Source organism: Desulfomicrobium apsheronum (genome assembly GCF_900114115.1).
Classification (GTDB): domain Bacteria; phylum Desulfobacterota; class Desulfovibrionia; order Desulfovibrionales; family Desulfomicrobiaceae; genus Desulfomicrobium; species Desulfomicrobium apsheronum.
Window position 1 is genome coordinate 1 of the sequence record NZ_FORX01000027.1, and the last position, 19,287, is coordinate 19,287.

General features: G+C 59.0%; 15 protein-coding genes and 1 pseudogene. 6 read left to right on the top strand and 10 right to left on the bottom strand.

The annotated features are described in order from the left end of the window. Window positions 1–1,133: pseudogene (locus tag BMZ40_RS17950) on the bottom strand (DUF5801 repeats-in-toxin domain-containing protein); the annotation flags it as partial. Window positions 1,134–1,793: 660 nt separating this feature from the next. Between BMZ40_RS17950 and BMZ40_RS17955 the strand changes: the two are divergent. The 4 genes from BMZ40_RS17955 (at window position 1,794) to BMZ40_RS17970 (ending at window position 8,501) form a co-directional block, all read left to right on the top strand. Beyond that, window positions 1,794–4,007 (top strand): type I secretion system permease/ATPase, encoded by a 2,214-nt coding sequence (locus BMZ40_RS17955; protein WP_092379230.1) that lies wholly within the window; start codon window positions 1,794–1,796, stop codon window positions 4,005–4,007. Continuing rightward, window positions 4,000–5,328 (top strand): HlyD family type I secretion periplasmic adaptor subunit, encoded by a 1,329-nt coding sequence (locus tag BMZ40_RS17960; protein ID WP_092379233.1) that lies wholly within the window; start codon window positions 4,000–4,002, stop codon window positions 5,326–5,328. Before BMZ40_RS17955 ends, BMZ40_RS17960 begins: the two co-directional genes overlap by 8 nt. Before the next feature lie 97 nt (window positions 5,329–5,425). Then, window positions 5,426–6,409 carry a transglutaminase-like cysteine peptidase gene (locus BMZ40_RS17965; RefSeq protein ID WP_092379318.1) on the top strand — a complete coding sequence of 328 codons (984 nt, stop codon included), beginning with the start codon at window positions 5,426–5,428 and terminating at the stop codon, window positions 6,407–6,409. A gap of 19 nt (window positions 6,410–6,428) precedes the next feature. Beyond that, entirely contained in the window at window positions 6,429–8,501 is a 2,073-nt protein-coding gene (locus BMZ40_RS17970) for an HD domain-containing phosphohydrolase (RefSeq protein WP_092379236.1), read from the top strand. A 90-nt stretch (window positions 8,502–8,591) separates the two neighbouring features. On the opposite strand, the gene dnaA is transcribed toward BMZ40_RS17970, so the two are convergent. The 7 genes from dnaA to BMZ40_RS18005 form a co-directional block, all read right to left on the bottom strand. Beyond that, entirely contained in the window at window positions 8,592–9,941 is a 1,350-nt protein-coding gene (gene dnaA, locus BMZ40_RS17975) for a chromosomal replication initiator protein DnaA (protein ID WP_092379238.1), read from the bottom strand. Between the two features lie 602 nt (window positions 9,942–10,543). Continuing rightward, window positions 10,544–11,224 carry an FAD-dependent thymidylate synthase gene (gene thyX, locus BMZ40_RS17980; protein WP_092379241.1) on the bottom strand — a complete coding sequence of 227 codons (681 nt, stop codon included), beginning with the start codon at window positions 11,222–11,224 and terminating at the stop codon, window positions 10,544–10,546. Between the two features lie 101 nt (window positions 11,225–11,325). After that, window positions 11,326–12,300: a Holliday junction branch migration DNA helicase RuvB gene (gene ruvB, locus BMZ40_RS17985; RefSeq protein ID WP_092189424.1), complete on the bottom strand. Its 975-nt coding sequence runs from the start codon at window positions 12,298–12,300 to the stop codon at window positions 11,326–11,328. A gap of 1 nt (window position 12,301) precedes the next feature. Beyond that, complete coding sequence (gene ruvA, locus BMZ40_RS17990) at window positions 12,302–12,898, bottom strand: Holliday junction branch migration protein RuvA (protein WP_092379244.1); 597 nt, start codon at window positions 12,896–12,898, stop codon at window positions 12,302–12,304. 9 nt (window positions 12,899–12,907) lie between these two features. Next, window positions 12,908–13,453 carry a crossover junction endodeoxyribonuclease RuvC gene (gene ruvC, locus BMZ40_RS17995; RefSeq protein ID WP_092379247.1) on the bottom strand — a complete coding sequence of 182 codons (546 nt, stop codon included), beginning with the start codon at window positions 13,451–13,453 and terminating at the stop codon, window positions 12,908–12,910. Window positions 13,454–13,462: 9 nt separating this feature from the next. Then, on the bottom strand, window positions 13,463–14,203 hold the full coding sequence (locus tag BMZ40_RS18000; RefSeq protein ID WP_092379250.1) for a YebC/PmpR family DNA-binding transcriptional regulator: 741 nt from the start codon (window positions 14,201–14,203) through the stop codon (window positions 13,463–13,465). A gap of 18 nt (window positions 14,204–14,221) precedes the next feature. Continuing rightward, window positions 14,222–14,836 carry an RlmE family RNA methyltransferase gene (locus BMZ40_RS18005; protein WP_092379253.1) on the bottom strand — a complete coding sequence of 205 codons (615 nt, stop codon included), beginning with the start codon at window positions 14,834–14,836 and terminating at the stop codon, window positions 14,222–14,224. Window positions 14,837–14,883: 47 nt separating this feature from the next. On the opposite strand from BMZ40_RS18005, the gene BMZ40_RS18010 reads away from it, so the two are divergent. Then, window positions 14,884–16,398, top strand: a complete 1,515-nt coding sequence (locus BMZ40_RS18010) for a glycosyltransferase family protein (RefSeq protein WP_092379256.1) — start codon at window positions 14,884–14,886, stop codon at window positions 16,396–16,398. After that, the gene (locus BMZ40_RS18015) at window positions 16,380–17,534 is read left to right on the top strand and encodes a glycosyltransferase family 2 protein (protein ID WP_092379258.1); all 1,155 of its coding nucleotides are present in this window, start codon (window positions 16,380–16,382) and stop codon (window positions 17,532–17,534) included. Before BMZ40_RS18010 ends, BMZ40_RS18015 begins: the two co-directional genes overlap by 19 nt. A 91-nt stretch (window positions 17,535–17,625) precedes the next feature. Here BMZ40_RS18015 and BMZ40_RS18020 read toward each other — a convergent pair whose 3' ends face one another. Beyond that, window positions 17,626–18,651, bottom strand: a complete 1,026-nt coding sequence (locus tag BMZ40_RS18020; RefSeq protein ID WP_177193266.1) for a GGDEF domain-containing protein — start codon at window positions 18,649–18,651, stop codon at window positions 17,626–17,628. 24 nt (window positions 18,652–18,675) lie between these two features. After that, a complete protein-coding gene (locus BMZ40_RS18025) occupies window positions 18,676–19,254 on the bottom strand; it encodes a flavin reductase family protein (protein WP_092379264.1) in 579 nt (192 codons plus the stop codon). Between the last annotated feature and the right edge of the window lie 33 nt (window positions 19,255–19,287).

Here is a 19,287-nt window from a genome sequence, read left to right on the forward strand (position 1 = left end):
TGGTACTGACCTTCGATCGTCTGATCGCCGGTCTCCACCAGAGTGATCGCAAAGTCACCCTGAGCCGTCTTCAGGAGGGTCGTGCCGTCGCCGCTCAGCGTCAATCCGTAGACCTCGGAATCAGTCGCAGCCGCATCGTCCGCACCAAACAAAAGTGCTGCGGAGATGATCGCGGCCTCGCTCGTCGCAATGATCGGACCGCCCACAAAGGCTTCTCCGGCATCCGTCTCGTCCAGAACCACGGAGTCAGCCACAACCACGTTACTCACGCTCGGCTCATCATCAAGCACGCTGATCGTGACCGTCGCGCTCGCGCTTGCTCCGGCGGCATCGGTCACAGTCACGGGGAAGAAGTCGCTGACATCCCCGTCGGAATGATCCTGCGGAGCTGCGAGCTGATACAAATACGAAACCACGCCTGTTCCGGCGTCAAAGCCTGTGATGGTCAGGACGCCGAGGCTTGTGGGGACTACGCTGCCGACCAAACTACCGATCGGGATCACCACGCCATTGATTGAAAGGGAGGTTATATCGCCCAATCCGTCCGGGTCGGAAATGGTGAAGCTACCCGGCAGAAATTCGGCGTTTGATTCCGCGATCGTTCCATTTTCAAGCCCGGCTTCATTAACAATTCCGCCAGAGGCGGAAATTGTTGGCGGACTGTTCAGCACCGACTCTTCCTCCTCCAGCGGATCAGCCTCCAGCGCCTCTATACTGATCGAAGTGAACTCCCTCGGATCCAGGCCGCCCAGCTTGTCCACTCCATCAATAAGATTTCCCGCGTCGTCCCTGTACTGACCGACACCGCCGCTGCCTTCCGCACCACCCTCGGGTCCGGCGGCGGGTTCAACTTCGCTTTCACCCAGGGAGGCCAGGAATTCCTCCATGTTCAGAATGGTTCCATCAGGCATGACCACGTTGGGGGCCTGGGCTGTGCCGAGGTCAGCGAAGTTCAGGACAACCTGTCCGCCACCTTCGAACTCGAAAATGACGTTGCCATTGTTCAATATCACTTCGGCCTGATCAAAAGCAGCCTCAAGCACTATGTCCTGTCCCGGAATCGCGTTGACGATCACGGTCTGTCCAGCCTGAGGGGCCTGTACGTTTTGTCTGGAGTTCTGTGATTCAGCCATGATGTCCTCCGCCTGCGGGGTTATGATAAATTTGGGTATTAATGCCTATTTACTAACATTTTATATTCTTTGAGATTATATATGAGTGCATGAAGGCGTAGGGTCAAGTATGAAAGATTTTTTCCGAGAACCGAGTATTGAATGCGTATTGCCTGATAGGTTTAACTAATCATTTCCGAGTATTAAAAAATTAAAACCATACACAATAACACTAGTACTTCACGCCCCCTCGCCCCCGAGTCTCACACTAACGCATGAACAAGGGCAGCTCGGTGGTCTGAGCAAGGACGGTGCACGGATACAAAAAGGACACGAACTCTCATGACTTACGTGCCGCGAAGTTGCCTGACAGATGAATGCCGCACGGCGCGGCCAGATAGCCCAGAACGGGGGGGGCAGAGGCGTCTTCTCTGTCCCACTAGGCCCAAGAAAAATGCCCCAACCCTCGAAGAATTGAAGCCCTCCTCCAGCCCTGCGCATAAACGACCATAAAAATAGTCATCAAGCTATTTAATGACTATTTTACTGCGCATCTTTCATTTTCATTATTGGAACGTCCTGCCATGCTTCGTGGCAGGACAAAACCGAATTTCCCTTGCAAGATGACAGGGCAGGACTTAGTTTCCGGCAACATATCAATATCATCGAGGCCAAGCACGCATGAATGATCCCAAGGTCGCCATTCCCATACCGGCTCCACCGGCCGCCGCCAAACTGCGGCCGGCAATCACCGCCCAGATCAACCCTTCACAAGTTTATTTCACCCCGCCGCTGGTGGGATGTTTGTCCGTGATCTCCCGCCTGCAAGGTCGGCCCGTCAGCACAACGGCCCTGGAAGCGGGCCTGCCACGCACCCAGGAAGGCATGACTCCTTACGCGGTGATCCGTGCGGCGCGGCGTGAAGGCATTGACGCCCAGATCGCGCACAAACCGGTCATCGACAAAATCTCCCCCCTGAACCTGCCCTGCATCCTGCTCATGCAGGACGGCTCGGCCTGCGTGCTGGTCAGCGTGGCGTCAGGCACGGCCCGCATCATCATGCCCGAGAACCCCGACGCGCCCTTCGACACTCCGGTCGAGACGCTGAAAGAAACGTACTCCGGACACGCCGTCTTCGCGCGCCCCAAGGCCAGTCTGGATGGCAGAACCAAAGGGCTCAAGATCTTCAACACCAAGAAGTGGTTCTGGGGCACCATTTTTCATTTTCTGCCCATTTACCGGCATGTCATCCTGGCCACGATTTTCATCAACCTGCTGGCCATCGCCTCGCCTCTTTTCACCATGAACGTGTACGACCGGGTCGTGCCCAACAACGCCCTTGAGACCTTGTGGGTGCTGGCCGTGGGTGTCGGCATCGCCTTCTTTTTCGACTTCGCGCTCAGGAACCTGCGCGGCTATTTCGTGGACGTGGCAGGCCGCAACTCCGACATTCTGGTGGCCAGCAAGCTCATGAGCCACATTCTGTCCATCCGCCTCGATCACAAACCCGAATCCACGGGAGCGCTCGTCAACAACATGCGCGAGTTCGATTCCCTGCGTGAGTTCTTCAGTTCCACCACGTTGCTCGCGCTGGTCGACCTGCCCTTTTTGATCCTTTTCATCACAATCATCTTCTACATCGGCGGCCCCGTCGCCATTGTTCCGGCCGTGGTCGCGCCCATTGTGATTTTGGTCGGCATCATCATGCAGGGCCCGCTGAGACGCGCCATCGAAGGCGGCTACAAGGAATCGACCCAGAAAAACGCGTTGCTGGTCGAGACCGTGAGCGGCCTTGAGACCATCAAGACCAGCCGGGCCGAAGGCTCCATGCTTGGCCGCTGGGAAAACATCGTCGGCATGGGCGCAAAATCGGCCATCCGCTCCAAGTCGCTCTCCACCTTTTCTCTCAGCTTCACCCAGTTCGCCTCTCAGATCGTCTACTGCGGCGTCATCATCTGGGGCGTGTACCGCATCTCCGAAGGCGCGATGACCATGGGCGGACTCATCGCCTGCTCCATTCTGGTCGGCCGGGCCATGGCTCCCCTGGGCGCGGTGGCGGCCATGCTGACCCGACTGCAGCAGAGCCGCATGGCGCTCAAGAACCTGGACCTGCTCATGCAGATCCCAAGCGAGCGCCCCGAAGACGTCCAGCACCCCGAACATCAGGATCTGCGCGCCAGCATCACCTTCGAGGATGTGAGCTTCAAATACCCAAACGCCCTGACCAACGCCCTGTCCCACATCGACCTGCACATCGCGCAGGGCGAACGCGTGGCCATCATCGGTAAGATGGGCTCGGGCAAGACCACCCTTGGCAAGCTCATCAACGGCCTCTACGAGCCGCAAAAAGGGGCGGTGAAGATCGGCGGGCTTGACATCCGCCAGATCGACCCGGCCGAATTGCGGGCCAAGATCGGCTACATGGCCCAGGACAATTTTCTTTTCCATGGCACGGTGCGCGAGAACATCACCCTCGGCGCGCCCCACGTCAGCGACCAGGCCCTGCTGCGCGCCGCGACCATCGCCGGGGTCACGGACTTCATCAAAAACAACCCCGCCGGCTTCAACCTGCAGGTCGGAGAACGTGGCCTGTCCCTTTCCGGCGGCCAGCGCCAGGCCATCACCATCGCCCGCACCCTGCTGCTCGACCCGGACATCGTCATCCTCGATGAACCCAGCAGCTCCATGGACGTGGGCGTGGAGGCCGTGCTCAAGCTTCGTCTCTCCTCGGCATTGAAAGGCAAGACCCTCATCCTCATCACCCACAGACCGAGCCTGTTGTCCCTGGCCACGCGAGTCATCGCCCTTGAAGGCGGATCGATCATAGCCGACGGACCGCGCAACGAAGTCCTGACCGAACTGCAAAAGCGCGGCAACGGAGCTAAAAATGTCTAATCGAGTATATTCCGAATCCGACCTTGAATACATGAGCGTGGTCGACGCGGCCATGTATCGCCGGGGGCACCGCTGGGCCTACGTGCTGTCCGCGACCATCTGCCTGCTCCTTGGTTCGCTCCTGGCCTGGACCCACTTCGCCATCCTCGACGAAGTCACGCGCGGCATGGGCCAGGTCATCCCGTCCCAGCGGGTGCAGATCATCCAGAACCTCGAAGGCGGCATCCTCGAAGAAACCCTGGTGCGGGAAAACCAGCTCGTGGAAAAAGGCGACATTCTGGTCCGCATCAGCAATGAACTGGCGCAGAGCTCCCTGAAGGACACGGCCAGCCAGGCGTTGGAGCATCAGGCCGCCATCGCCCGCCTCAAGGCCGAATCGTCGGAAACGGAGCCGGTGTTTTCCGAAGAGCTCAAAACCAAGGCCCCCAAGGCGGTAAATGACCAGATGGCCATTTATCGGGCGCGCATGGACCAACTGACCCAGGAGATGAACATCCTGCGCAGCCAGTACACGCAGCGTTTGCAGGAAGCCCGCGAGATGACCATCCGGCGCAACCAGACCGCCCAGGACCTGAAGCTGGCCCAGGAGCAGATGAATATCGCCAAGCCCCTCATGGAAAAGAACGTGTACCCGAGAGTCGATTACCTCTCCCTGGAACGTGCCGTCAGTTCCCTGCGCGGCGATCTGCAGAGTCTGGGCGTGGCCATCCCGCGCACGCAGCAGGCGGCCCAGGAAATCAAGGAGCGCCAGGCCCAGCGCATGGCCGAGTTCAAGGCCACGGCCCTGCAGGAGATGAACCAGCATCAGGTGGAACTCAATTCCAAGCTGCACGCCCTGTCCGCCGGTCAGGACCGCGTCACGCGCACGGACGTACGCAGCCCTGTGCGCGGCACCGTCAAGCAGGTCATCCTCAATACCGTCGGCGGCGTGGTCAAACCCGGCGAACCGATCCTTGAGATCATTCCCCTGGACGACACCCTGCTCATCGAAGCCAACATCAAGCCCGCCGACATCGCCTTTCTGCATCCGGGCCAAAAAGCCATGATCAAGATCACGGCCTACGACTTCTCCATCTATGGCGGGCTTGAAGGTTCCGTCGAACAGATCAGCGGCGACACCATCGAGGACCAGAAGGGCGAAAGCTTCTACAAGGTCAAGCTGCGCACCCAGGCCTCGGCCATCGTCTATCGCGGCGAAAAACTCCCGATCATCCCCGGCATGACCGCCAGCGTGGACATCCTGACCGGCAAGAAGAGCGTGCTCGACTATCTCTTAAAACCCATTCTCAAGGCCAAGGAGAACGCCTTGAGGGAGCGTTGACCTATTGAGATGGCCCGTCACCACGATTCTTTCGCTGCTGGCGGCGGCCCTGTGTTTTCCAAGCGATTTCGCGGCAATGGGAACCGGAGCCGCGCCGATGCAAAACCAGACGAGCCAGGTGGAGCTTGCAAGCGAAGATGCAGGTGCCGCAACGGGGGGCACCCACCAAGAGACGAGGCAGGACAGCGGTTCCTCTCGGATAGCCGACCCTTTGAAGACGCAAGCGAATATCAGGCCGGACCAGGAACAGGCCAAGGATGCCACCCCGGCCGTTTCGCTAAAACAAGGAGAGATCCTCGACTCGCAGGCAAGCGATTCCTTGGAACAGGCTCCGGGAACGCCGGCGGCTGTGCAGGGTCGAGATTCAAACGTGACGACGGTTGCCCAGGCGGAGCGGAATCAAGAATCGTCCACCTCAAAAGCGCCCCTGCCCGTATGGCGTCAAGGCGCCCAGACTCAAGCCCCGACACCTTCAGGCCAGGCTCCGCGAGCACAGTCAAACACCGGCGATCAGCCTATACGGCTTTTTCAGAGCGCGGCCTTTCGCGGCAATTTCAATGCCCTGCCCAAATGGAAGCGAATCCTGTCCAAGGTCAAGGGACAGCTCCAGACGCTTGGCAGCTGCACTTCGGCCAAGACCTGCCCGCCCGGCGCGACCAGCTGGCAGCGCATCATAAAGCAAGCCAGAGGCAAGGAGCGCATGGAACAGCTCAAGATGATCAACTCCTTTTTCAACAAATGGCCCTACCGCCTGGACCAGGACGCCTACGGTGTCTCGGACTGGTGGGCCACTCCGCAGGAATTCCTGAAGATATCCGGAGATTGCGAGGACTACGCCATCATCAAGTACTTTGCCCTGCGGGAGCTGGGCTTCTCGAAGGACGAACTGCGCATCGTCGTGGTCAAGGATCGCATCAGAGGCATCGCGCACGCTGTTCTGGCAGTATTCACGGACGGGGATGCCTACATCCTGAACAACATCTCCGACGCAATTTTCACGCACGGCAAATACAGACACTACATTCCGCAATACTCCTTGAACGAGGAGCATCGGTGGTCACACATCCCTGTAGCGAACTAAACTTAACGGAGAGGGGAATATGACAGCATCAAGCAGCAAAGCAGCTCTGCCCGCCATGGGCAAAAACAGGTCGGAACTGGTCATGGGGGTGGCCATCATCTCCCTGATCATCGTGGCCCTGTTGACCTGGGTGGCCTGGAGCGTCCGGGCCAAGCAGGGAGAGCTGCAAGAGCAGATCCAGGGACGGCTCGAATTGCTGGCCACCAGCCGCGCCGAAGTGCTCACGGCATGGCTCTCGGGCCTGGTCGAGCAGACCGACAAGCTCATCTCCTCGGACCTGTTCCGGCTTTATGCCACGGACATGGATCTCATCGACGCGGACCCGAGCTTTCTGATCACGGGCATCATCCCCGAAGGCGCTTCCTATGACCAGATGGCCCAACTGACCGACCAGTTCCCCCTCATGCATCAGACCTTCGCCGATTTCACGGTCTTCGCGGGCTTTCTGTCCGGGCGTATCGTGCACCGCAGCGGACAGTCCTACATCGGCTCCGACTCGCGGGTGAACCCGCTCTCTCCGAGTCAGTCGGCCTTGATCAAAAAGACCTTCGCCTATCCCATGGCCTACTTCTCGCCCCTGCGCCAGACAGACAATGGACTGGTCATCGACATGTGCGTGCCGATCTTTTCCACGGCCGAGGAAAACGGGGAAAAGAAGGCGGTGGCCGTGGCCATGCTGACCAAGAGCGCAGGCATGACCATCACCTCCCTGCTCTCCAACACCCCGCTCTCGACCAGGGGGGAGCGGACACGGATCATGCAGATGACCGAGGCCGGATTTCAGGAGATCGTGCCCTGGAGCCCTGGCGGAATCGCCACCATCCAGACGCCGCCGGAACTGGATTCGGGGCAGCGGCTCGGCTTTGACAAACGCAATAGCCTGGGCGGCCAGACTCCCGTCTTTTCACTTGGCGTGAAGCTTCCCGATCTTGACCTGTGGGTCGTCCAGGAGGTGGATACCCAGAGCGCGACCGTGGGCTTGCAGGAGTACACCCGGATTTCCCTGCTCATCGCGGGCCTCATCGCCATGGTCACAAGCCTTCTCTTCGGAGCCATCTGGTCGCGCACCATGGGTCAGAGCCACAAGCGCATCGCCGGCAAGTTTCAGACCCTGGCCCAGGAGCTCGAACAGCAACGCAACTTCCTGGATTCCATCAACGATTCGATCCCGGATTTCATCGCCGTCAAAAACCTGAGCGGCAACTACACCTACGCCAACCCGGCATTGGCCGAAGGCGTGGGGCGGCCGGAAGACGAGGTGCTCGGTCTTGACGATATCGCCCTGTTCGGCTTCGACACCGGCAAACGCCTGGAACAATCCGACGCCCAGACCCTGCAGACCGGGGTGCCCGTGACAGTCACCGAACGCGTCTTCCTCAAGTCGCGGGAACACCATTTCCAGATCACCAAGGTCACCTTGAAGGGCGATCAGGACACGCCGCAAGGCATCGTCTCCGTATTCCGGGACATCACCGCCATGGTTCAGGCCGAGGACCGCAAGCGCCAGGCCATCTCCCAGACCGTTGAAGCGCTGGTCAAAGCCATCGAGTTCACGGACCCATACCTGGCCGGACATTCCCTGCTGATGCGCGACGTGTCCTCCCTGCTGGCGGACAGCCTCAACCTGTCCCCTGAAGACAAATCCACCGTGGAAATCGCCTCCAACCTGTCCCAGATCGGCAAAATCTTCATCGACAAGGCGATCCTGACCAAGGTCGACCAGCTTACCGAGAAAGAGAAGGAAATGGTTCAGAGGCATGTCGACCATGCAGCGGAAATCCTGCGCCAGATCGACTTTGAACTGCCCGTTTACGAGGCTGTCTACCAGATGAACGAACGTCTCGACGGCAGCGGCTACCCCAAAGGGCTGCTCGGCGAGGAGATCAGCATCCAGGCCAGGGTCCTGAGCGTGGCCAACAGCTTTTGCGCCATGATCCGCCCCAGAGCCTACAGACCGGCCATGCGCCCCGGGCAGGCCCTTGAGAACCTGCGCTCGGCGACAAACAGTTACGACCTGCACATCGTCGAAGCCCTGGCCGCCGCCCTTGAAACATCACGCGGCAACAGGCTGCTGGAAAAGGCGGGAGAATAGGACCGCGCCAAACACTAAAAAAAGGCCCATGCGCGTGAAGTGCATGGGCCTTTTTTTGTGCATCGTGATGCGGGACAGGCTGCTTAAAAATCAGGCCTGGAGTTGATTGATCGTGCGGGCCAGCTGGTTGCCAAGAGAGGTCTTGCGGGTAACTTCCTGTTCAACGGAGGCGATACCCTTGATGACCGTGGAATGCTTGCGGTTGAAGCGGCGGCCGATATCCATGAGAGACAGTTCCGTATGCTTGCGCGCAAGGTAGAAGGCCGTGTTGCGGGCGATGACCCGGTCCCGCTTGCGGCTCTTGGAGCGCAGGTCGTCAAAGCCGAAGCCATAGGCCTGGCAGACGAAGCTGATGATTTTGTCGAGATCTATGGAGGCACTGTCAAGGTTATAATTCTGCAGTATCTCCCAGGCCAGATCCATGGTGATGTCCATGTTCAGGAGCTTGGCCTTGAGGATGATGTTCTTCAGGCAGCTCTCAAGCTGGCGGACATCGGTCTTCATCCTGTTGGCCAGAAGCTCGGCCACGCTGCCCGGCATGCTGACCTGCGAAGCCTGCGACTTGGCCTGGATGATGCCCATACGGGTCTGATAGTCGGGCTTGTCGATGACGGCCATGAACCCCTGCGCGAAACGGGAGAGCAGGTTGGCGTCGATGTCGGACAGCTCGCGGGGCAGAAACGTGCTGGTCATGACCACCCGGCGCCCCTGGTTCTGGAGCGATTTCAAGGTGTTCAACAGCTCATCCTGCATTTTCTCCTTGCCCTGGAAAAAATGCACGTCTTCAAGCAGGAGCAGATCTACGTTGGTTCTGAAACGGGCCTTGAACTGCTCCACGGCCTTGGCTTTGATGGCCATGACCAACTGGGAGGCAAACTCCTCGCCGCTCAGGTAGCAGACGCGCAGGTGCTGCCGGTTGGTTTGCCGGGCGATCTCGCTGCCGATGGCCTGGGCCAGATGGGTCTTGCCGAGGCCCGGCGCGGAGCACAGGAAAAGTTGATCCGACCCCTGCACGTCCTGGCAGAAGCTGCGCGACGCGACATAGGCGAGATTGTTGCAGGGTCCGACGATGAAGTCGTCAAAATCATGCCGCCAGTTCTGCACGGTTTGAGTAGGCAGGGCGTGAGCCATGGGCAGGCCCATTTGGCGGGTGATGATCTTCTTGGCGGGCGCGGGCTGAACATGCACGGTCGCGGGCGCATCGGCCTGGGCGGAACAGAGCTCTATGGTCGGCGCGAAGCCAAGGGTCTCGGCGGCCGCATCCTTGATCTTGCCAAGCATGCGTTCCCGGACCCATGTGCATACAAAGGAGTTGGGCGCACAGAGGACCAAGGTGTCGTTGTCGAGACACCCCTGTAGGGGTTTGATCCAGAGCTGGTAATGGCCCGGAGTGAGGTTCTTCTCAAGGGAAAGTGAAATGTGATGCCATGCGTCAATCATGGGAACGGTTCCTAGCCAAGCGACAGCCCTGCGACAACTCCGGTATAACCAGCCAGTCGCAACTTGGCCCAACTCTTTCTATACAGGACAACAGCCTAAAATAATTACACTTCCTTCTTATGCATTGCTTTTGTGGCTCTGACGCGAAGCTGTCATTGTCCCGCAAGACCGGGGCTCCCGAGTTGTCAACACTTAATTTTAAACAACTGCGGAAAACTTTTAAACAATAGCTACAAAATTATCTCCGTTTTTCGCTTATTTTCTTCAAATTTTGATTTTCCCATTTAAAGTCTTGAAAGTTCCAATGCTTCCGGCTTCTACTGACAAACATGAAATATATTATACTTAAATATTAGTATAAAATATTAATTACAAGGTAGGGTCGTTTTTTTGCCATCTCTGAAAATATCCCGATACGGGAAAAAAAATAGATGTAAACGCTCCGAATTTCCTGCATCAAATAGGCAAAACTGGGATTAACTCTTGCTAGACCTCGTTTCCAAGCCATCCCACGATTCTGTCGGACATTTCCTCACATCCCCCAAAAAAAAAGGGCACGTTTCTTGAACATGCCCTTAGGTACTCTCAAGCAGTATAAAATATCAGAACAGGCGGGCGGCGGCGCCCTGGGACTCCAATTCGGCGAGGGGTTCGGCGAAACGCTCCCCGAGATCATCGAAGAGCAGAGGAATGCGCTGCTGAAAAGCGCTCATGAGCGGAAGCATGACCTGGCGCATCTGCGGATGGGCGGCCTTGTCGCAACGCAGTTTGAAAATGTGCCGCCATTCCCGGATGTTGGCCGTGGTCACGATCTCGGTCTTGAGGCTGTTGGGCAGGACGCTTCTGGCCTCCTGGGCCGTGGCCCCGGCGTCCACCAGGCGCAGGTAGGCGTCCTCGCAAGCCTGCATGGTGGACAGCCACACCGCGTAGCGGGCGTCATCCTCGGCCCAGAAAAAAGGACGGATCACCGTGATTTCGCTGCCGAACTTGTCCTGGGCGTAGTTGGCGTAGCGGGTGCTTTCCTGAGAGAAGGCGCACAGCCGATGGCGGACCAGTTCGTGGGTTACACCCCTGTCGCAGACGATGCGCACCGTTACGCTGATATGCTCAAGAACACTGTCATGACCCAGGCGCACGATGCGGGAGAGTAGCTTGCGGGCCGAATCCGGACTGGCCTTGTCCTCGGACTTGTAACATGTCCGCGCGGCCAGTTCGAGGTGACTCAGGACAAACTCGCCGTCGGGCAGGTGCATGAAGGAAAAACTCGGATCAATGACTTTCATGGCTCCTCGCTGGGCTTAGGTGATGACAGGTCAAAAAAAAAGAGTCGGACAGAACCGACGGCCGGGGCATTGTCCTTGCCGCCTCAAATGAGCACCTCGGGCTATTGGCCGCGCAGCTTGAGTCCACCGTCGAGATGCTGGTAGGCCTTGGGCGTGACCACCCGTCCCCGGGGGGTGCGCTTCAGGAAACCGCACTGAATGAGGTAAGGCTCGTAGATATCCTCGATGGTCCTCACCTCTTCGGAGCAGGCCGCCGCAATGGTTTTCACGCCCACGGGACCGCCGCCGAAATGATCGATGATGCATTCGAGGATCTTGCGATCCATCATGTCCAGACCGCGCGAGTCAACATCCATGATATCAAGGCCCTTGGCCGCCACGTCCGCGTCGATGAGCACGTTTCCGGCCACCTGGGCGTAATCGGCCACGCGGCGCAGCAGGCGGTTGGCGATGCGTGGCGTCCCCCGGGAGCGCTTGCCGATCTCGAGCGCTCCGTCAGGGCTGATCTCAAGGCCGAGGATGCGCGCGGCGCGCGTCACGATCAGTGACAGCTCCCGAGGATTGTAGAACTCCAACCGACAGATGACACCGAAACGGTCGCGCAGGGGCGAGGTCAAAAGTCCGATGCGTGTTGTCGCGCCTACCAGTGTGAACGGTTCAAGCTCGATCTTGACCGTGCGCGCTCCAGGACCCTGGCCGACGATGAGGTCGAGCTTGAAATCCTCCATGCCGGGGTAGAGGATTTCCTCGACCACGGCCGGCATGCGGTGGATTTCATCGATAAAAAGCAGATCGTGCCGGTTCAGGCTGGTCAGGATGGCTGCCAGATCGCCGCTGCGCTCCAGGACCGGCCCGGAGGTGGAGACCATGTTCACGCCCAGTTCGCTGGCCATGATCTGAGCCAGGGTGGTCTTGCCCAGACCGGGATTGCCGTAGAGCAGGCAGTGATCCAGATGCTGACCACGCTCCTTGGCCGCCTGCAGATAAATCTTCAGGTTGCCGCGGACATCCTCCTGGCCGATGAAATCGTCCAGGGTGCGGGGCCGGATATGCTCTTCGCTGGGGTTTTGCATCATGCTACTTGGCGGCAAAAATCTTCAAGGCCTGCCGGATGGCGCTGCCCGCATCCAGATCAGGCTCGTTTTCGAACACGGTTCGTACCACCTCGTCCACATCATGCCGCCCATATCCCAGCGATACCAGAGCCGCCGCGCAGTCCGAGGCGGCCGAGACCACCGGTGCGGTCCTTCCCGGACCGAGAGACGGCCGGGCCACAAGCTTGTCCTTCAGGTCAAGGAGCAGGCGTTTGGCCGTCTTGGCGCCGATGCCGGGCACGCGGGTCAGGGCGGCCACGTCCTCGCGGGCAATGCATGCCGCAAGCTCGGCGACATCGTAACAGCCAAGCATGGCCAGCGCCGTCTTGGGCCCGAGCTTGGGCGCGCCGAGCAGGGTCACGAAGGCCTGCCGCTCCTCCCAGGAGGTGAACCCATAAAGAATGAGCGCGTCCTCGCGGACCAGGGTATGAATGAAAAGCCGGGCCACTTCGGCCCCGGAGCCAAGGGTCGACAGCCCTTGCGTGGTCAGGTGCACCTGATAGCCCACGCCCCCTGCAGTGAGCAGGACGCAAGACTCTTCATCGCGGCGCAGGATTGTTCCTTCAAGGTAGGCTATCATGTGTGGGAGCTATAGACGAGTTGACCCGTCTTGACCAGTAGGCTGGCCAGGGGTCTGGCCAGCGCTGACAGCGGCCATGAACCGAAAATGGTTCAAATGGCAAATGGCCAGGGCCAGGGCGTCTCCCGCATCCTCGGCCCAGTCCGGCCGAACGCCCAGAAGCTGACCGACCATGAACGAGACCTGACTTTTCTCCGCCCGCCCCGCGCCGACCAGGGACTTCTTGACCAGGGTGGGCTCGTACCCGAAGACCTCCACCCCATGCACGCCGCAGGCGGCCAGCACGGCTCCCCGCGCCTGGCCGAGCTTCAGGGCCGAAGCGGAGTTACGGGCGAAGAAGACATTCTCCACGGCCACGGCACAGGGGGTATGGGCGCCGATCAACTCGGCGATGCGCGTGTACATGAGGCCAAGGCGCGTGCTCATGGCCTCTTCCGAGGGACGCACCACACCCGCCTCCACCAGGGACAAAACCCCGGACCGCTCCCGCACAAGGCCGTAGCCCATGCAACGGGATCCGGGGTCAACGCCCAGGATGATGCGTTCCACTGCCATGCGGCCGGGCTACATCTCCGCCAGGAGTTCTGCCGGCAGCTCGAAATTGGCGTACACGTTCTGGACGTCATCGTTGTCGTCCAGCGCGTCATAGAGTTTCATGACCTTGCGGCCGGTCTCGACATCGACGGCCACCGTGGTCTGCGGGATGCGGTTCAGCTCCGCGCTCATGATCTCGATGCCTGCGGCCTCGAAAGCGCTTCTGGCGGTATGGAAATCCTCGGCCGCGCACAGAACCTGCCAGGAATCGTCGTCATCGAGCACATCCTCGACGCCGCCCTCAAGCCCGGCTTCAAGAAGTTGATCCTCGGTGTATTTTTCCTTGTCGAAGGCAAAGACGCCCTTTGTGTCGAACATCCAGGCCACGCAACCGGCCGCGCCCATGGACCCGCCGTTCTTGCTCAGGATGTGGCGCACTTCGGCCACGGTACGGTTCCTGTTGTCCGTGACAGCCTCGATGAGAATGGCCACGCCGCCCGGGGCGTATCCCTCGTACATGATCTCTTCGAGGGCCTCGGAAGCCAGCTCGCCCGTGCCCTTCTTGATGGCCGTCTCGATCTTGTCCTTGGGCAGGTTCACGGCCTTGGCGGCGTCAATGGCCGCGCGCAGGCGGGCGTTCATATCCGGATCGCCGCCGCCCTTGGCCGCCAGAATGATCTCCTTGCTGACTTTGGTGAACATCTTGCCACGCTTCAGATCCTGACGTCCCTTACGATGCTGGATATTCTTCCATTTACTATGTCCTGCCATACAATCCTCCGAAAAAAGTTATGCGGGCGGGGCCTCGCTGGCCGCGGGAACAAAACCCAAACCCAGGATGAATATTTCCTTGCTCTCCGCCCGGCTGCTTTTGGGCTTGAACATGCCGACCTTGGCGAAACGGACTTTAAGAGACTGCACAAAGGGCTGCACGTCCGGACCTTCGAAAACCTTGGCAATAAAGGTGCCGCCGGAAACCAGCCATTCCTCGGCCACGCCGAAGGCCGCTTCCACCAGCTGGATGGAGCGGGCCTGATCGGTGAACTTGGAACCCGTCGTCTTGGGGGCCATGTCGCTCATGACTACGTCGAAAGGGGCAAGCGCCTGCAAATGCCCGAGAAAAAGAGGAGTGCGGGCAAAGATGTCTTCCTGCAGGAAAATCACCTGTTCCGGGAAGCGGGTATCCGGCATGTTCAGGTCGATGCCCAGCACCCGACCTCCCGCGCCGACGCGTTCGGCGGCGTAAAGGGTCCAGGAACCAGGGCAGGCTCCGAGATCAAGTACTTTCTGGCCCTGGCGCAAGAGCTTGTGCGCCTTGTCCATTTCCTGAAGCTTGTATACGGAGCGGGCAGGATAATTGTCCTGCTTGGCCTTTTTGAAATAGTAATCGCGGTATTGTTTCATGCTTTTATGACCGGGGCAGCATCCCGACCACCCAAGCGAGCGCCTTCATGCCAGCCAGACCCATACGTGTAAAGTTGAAAAACGAACTCGGGAATTCTACATCGCTCCCCGCAGGAGAGCAATATCTTCATCTCCATGGCCAAGGCGAGGATCTGCTCATCACCTTTCCCGGACCGGAACCGGGCCTCTGCGCCCGTCACACGAGCGGCAGGCGCCGCGTCATGCGACTGCGCGTGCCGGGGATCGACGGCCAGATGCCCGAGTCATGGCACGCGGCTCTGCCTTCAGACTGGGAAGACATCACCCTCGCGCAGGCGCACAGCCTTCTGCCCGGCATGCGCGTACTCCACTATGCCCCGGCAAGCCGCCTCTTTCCTTCCATTTTCGCGCCCCTGATGGCCAAACTCGACCCGGCGCCCTTGATTCCGCCTGCCAAAAGTCTCTGGCTGCCCGGACCAAAAAACGCCCTGATCATCCCGGAACTGGCCCATGCGGCCAGGGACCTGGGCCTTGATACCAGGCGTCTGCCCGCAAGCCTCTCGCCTCAAGACCTGCGCCGTCTGCTGGAGCAGGAGCGCCCAAGCCTTTTTCTGAGCGTCAACTTCCACGGCCTGGACCCGTACGGGGAAAATCAGGCCCTGCTGCAGGCTGCGGGCGTTCCCACGGCCGTCTGGTGCGTGGACAACCCGCTGCACCTGCTTACCGATCAGAAGCATCAGCTCTGGAAGAACTTGCCACTCTACGTCACCGATGACTGGTTCGTCGAGCCCCTGCGCGGCATGGGCGCAGACGCGCGGCACCTGCCTCTGGGCGTGAGCCCGCGCTTCTTTGCCCCCGGTCGGCCCTGCCCTTCGGGAAACGACCTGACCTTTGTCGGCCGCTCGGCTTTCCCGGACAAGGATCGTTTCTTCGCGGCCTGCCGCATTCCGCAGGAACTGGCTAAAAAGGCTCAGGCCATGCCCGGGCGCGATGCGCATTTCGGATGGTGGCGTCAGCGCCTTCCAGGACTTGCGTTGTGGCCCGGAAACGACGTGCGGATCATAGGCCTTGGCGCGGAAACAGCTTCGGCCGCCTGGCGGCAGGAATGCCTCGCCGCGCTTGCAAAAGAGATCGACCTGACGGTTGTCGGCGACGAACAGTGGCAAGCCCTGTTGCCCGGAACCAGAATCCAGCCACCCGTGGACTACTACACGGGACTGGCCGATACATACCGCAACGCGTCCTTTTCCCTGAACCTGACCAGCCTGCTCCTGCCCCACGGCCTGACCCAGCGCCACTTCGACGTCTGGGCCTGCGGCGGCTTCCTGCTCACGGACAACACGCCCGGCATGAACATCTTCCCACGGGAACTGGCCCAGGCCGTGACCTTCAGCTCACCGAAAGAAGCAGCGGAACTCCTGCGCGCCCTTGCCGCCGACCCGAAACGCAAGGAAGATCTGCGCCGCGCCTGGCAAATGCATGTCCTGGAAGAACATGGCTATTGCCGCAGGCTGGCAAGCATCACGCGCGATATCATCCCATCATCCTCGACCACGGAGAATCCATGCAACCCCTGGACGTAAGCCTGATCACATATACCTATAATGACGGGCATTTTGTCGACGGCCTTCTGGATGAGGTTTCCAGTTGGACGCATCGCCCATCGGAAATAGTCATCTTCGACGACGGATCTTCCACTGCGTATTCTCCACCGCCCACCACCATCCCCACCCGGGTGTTTCGGTACGACACCAACCGCGGCATAACCGTGACAAAGCATGAAGCCATCTCGGCAGGTTCTTCCCGCTTCCTCCTGGCCATGGACTGCGATACCAGGATTTCGCCAAACTGGCTTGAAACCAATCTCGCGCACGTTCAGCAGCCGGATATCGGCATGGTTTCGGGCCCGGTCATCTACTTGTCAGGCAACGATCTCGTTTCCAGGTTCCAGCGGTATTTCGGCGACAATCACAATCTGGAAAAGACGGGACCAGTCGATTTCATCCCGGGAAACGCGTTTCTGATGCGACGGGAAATCTGGGAACAGTGCGAAGGCATGGCAGGCCACCATCGCAACGTTTGCGAAGATCATTTCTTGTGTCAAAAAATCAAACAGCGGGGCTTGAAATTATGGATCGACGCCAAGGCCAGGGCACGGCAAATCAGGCGCATCAACAGAATTGCGATGCTCAAGCGCTATTGGAAATGGTGCCATGCCCCCATCAAAAAAGAAGCTGAACACCAGCAGGACATCCCGAGGTATCTCCAGCACGCATTGATAACCCCTCATGCCGATAGACTGAAATTTTCCATTGAACGTGAAGAACTTTTGTTCATCTACATCGAGATGCTCTATGCCAGCTTCATTGTTCTGGACGTATTGGACCACTTGATTCTCAATAATCGCCAGGCATCCGTCCAGAAGGCCGCCTGGTGGTTCGAGCTTTCCAGCATCGTCAGGCAGTACCCGCTCATGTACGCGGTTCTTCGCTCGGACCTGGCCCAACTGGGACAGACGCCGGTTCCGGGATGGGAATCGAGTCAGCAAAATCCATGGTCGCATGCATTCGAAGCGTTGCGGGCGATAGAACCCAGCGGGGTGTATGACTGGCTTAACAGGTCGGGAATACCGTCCATGCTCGCCGAGGAAGAATCCTTGAACTATGATTTTTCATTTTACGAGAACGAAATCTTTTGCCCATCCGCGCGCCGAAGCTGAGCAGCAAAACGCATCATCGACGCGGCGCGAATAAAAGCTTCCGCCGGGAAATTTCGCGGAATTCCGGCGTAAAAATCCCCAAAAAAGGCTCTCAGCGCTCGTTCATGGTGCAGATCCTGTTTCTCCCTCGCCCCTTGGCCCGGTACATGGCCTTGTCGGCCTCGTCGATGAGCCTGGCTCCCGCCTCGTCGGCCCACTCCCGTTTCAGCTCGGCCACGCCGATGGACACGGTGATCTTGATGCCCTTCTGCAGCACCTGCCCGTTGTGGTCGCGGATGATGAAGTTGTAGTCCTCGATGATGGTGCGTAAGTTTTCCGCGTCTTCCGCCGCCTCGGCAAGCCCGATCCCGGGCAAGGCGACCACGAACTCCTCCCCCCCGAAACGAGCCGGAAAAAAGCTGCGATTGGGGATGGTGCCGTACTTTTGCGCGTAGCCGGTCAGCTTGCTGGCCACGGTGACCAGGGCTTGATCCCCTATGCGGTGTCCGTAGGAATCATTGAAATCCTTGAAATGATCGATGTCGAGAAAAAGGAGGCTCATGGGGTTGCCCGTGACCATGTATTCGAGCAGCGTCGTCTGGTAGTAGCGGTCGAAGGCCCGGCGGTTGCTGAGCTTGGTCAGGGAGTCGGTATAGCTCATCTCGACCAAATCCCGGGTGTCCTGCTCCATGTGCGTAAGCACCTTCTCGAAGGCCGCCTTGATGCCAAGGACGATGTCTTCCAGGGCGTTCTGTTCGGTCACGGTGTGGATGGTCGTCTCCCGCAGATCCCGGACCTCCTTGGTCCGCATGAGATTCTGGGAGCGCACATGCTCGATGAGGGCCACGGTTTCGCGAAAGGTCTCCTCCAGCTTCTTGTTCCAGGGCTGATAGAGGATCTGTTCCTTGCGGCGCACGACATCCTTGAACTTGGCGTCGGAAAAATCCCCGTCGCGCACGATGTTCATGACCAGGGTCTGCATCTGGCGCTTCTGGTCGGCCGAAAGAAAATCGTATTCCGAAATGGAACGCATATAGAGAATGAGCGCGCCCCACTTGGAATTGGACGGCACCCCCGCCTTGATGAGGGAATTCACGACCTCGTGCGAACAAAAGAAGTTTTCGTGCTGCATGCTCATGGTTCGATCCATTTTGGTTGACTGCTAGCTCTTTTCTCCGAAGGAGCGTCCGATCTCGAACGCCTGGCCCACATACTCGCCCACGGTGTGATAGGCCCTGGTCACGGGGGTGAATATGAGCGGCCTGACCTTGGCTACGTCGGGATAGCCCTTCTCGTCGAGGACGTCCGCCTCCGCCTTGACATCGACTATTTCTCCAACGAACTGGATATGCATGCCAAGCTCCACGGTGCGTAGCAAAGTGCACTCGAGCACCAGCGGAAATTCTCCCACATAGGGGGCGTCGACCAGTTCCGAACGCACCGGGGTCAAACCCGTGGCCGCGAACTTGTCCACGTCTTTTCCCGATGCAATTCCAAAATAATCGGCTTGCGCCGCGAACGCGACCGAAGGCACGCTGACCGTGAACGCACGACGCGCAAGAATGGATGCATAGCTGTGGCGATCTTCACGCAGGGAGACGGTGATACACGGCGGTTTGGAACAGCATATCCCGCCCCAGGCAGCAGCCATTGCGTTGGCATTGCCTTTTTCATCATAGGATCCGACAATCCACAACGGCGCAGGCTGGGCCAGCGTCTTCGCACCAAGAGAAATTTTCATCACCATCTCCGTAATACAATAATATTCATCTTG

Coding starts and splice junctions, on each gene's coding strand:
- BMZ40_RS17955 (WP_092379230.1), top strand. CDS start 1,794: ATGAATGATCCCAAGGTCGCCATTCCCATACCGGCTCCACCGGCCGCC.
- BMZ40_RS17960 (WP_092379233.1), top strand. CDS start 4,000: ATGTCTAATCGAGTATATTCCGAATCCGACCTTGAATACATGAGCGTG.
- BMZ40_RS17965 (WP_092379318.1), top strand. CDS start 5,426: ATGCAAAACCAGACGAGCCAGGTGGAGCTTGCAAGCGAAGATGCAGGT.
- BMZ40_RS17970 (WP_092379236.1), top strand. CDS start 6,429: ATGACAGCATCAAGCAGCAAAGCAGCTCTGCCCGCCATGGGCAAAAAC.
- dnaA (WP_092379238.1), bottom strand. CDS start 9,941: ATGATTGACGCATGGCATCACATTTCACTTTCCCTTGAGAAGAACCTC.
- thyX (WP_092379241.1), bottom strand. CDS start 11,224: ATGAAAGTCATTGATCCGAGTTTTTCCTTCATGCACCTGCCCGACGGC.
- ruvB (WP_092189424.1), bottom strand. CDS start 12,300: ATGATGCAAAACCCCAGCGAAGAGCATATCCGGCCCCGCACCCTGGAC.
- ruvA (WP_092379244.1), bottom strand. CDS start 12,898: ATGATAGCCTACCTTGAAGGAACAATCCTGCGCCGCGATGAAGAGTCT.
- ruvC (WP_092379247.1), bottom strand. CDS start 13,453: ATGGCAGTGGAACGCATCATCCTGGGCGTTGACCCCGGATCCCGTTGC.
- BMZ40_RS18000 (WP_092379250.1), bottom strand. CDS start 14,203: ATGGCAGGACATAGTAAATGGAAGAATATCCAGCATCGTAAGGGACGT.
- BMZ40_RS18005 (WP_092379253.1), bottom strand. CDS start 14,836: ATGAAACAATACCGCGATTACTATTTCAAAAAGGCCAAGCAGGACAAT.
- BMZ40_RS18010 (WP_092379256.1), top strand. CDS start 14,884: ATGCCAGCCAGACCCATACGTGTAAAGTTGAAAAACGAACTCGGGAAT.
- BMZ40_RS18015 (WP_092379258.1), top strand. CDS start 16,380: ATGCAACCCCTGGACGTAAGCCTGATCACATATACCTATAATGACGGG.
- BMZ40_RS18020 (WP_177193266.1), bottom strand. CDS start 18,651: ATGAGCATGCAGCACGAAAACTTCTTTTGTTCGCACGAGGTCGTGAAT.
- BMZ40_RS18025 (WP_092379264.1), bottom strand. CDS start 19,254: ATGAAAATTTCTCTTGGTGCGAAGACGCTGGCCCAGCCTGCGCCGTTG.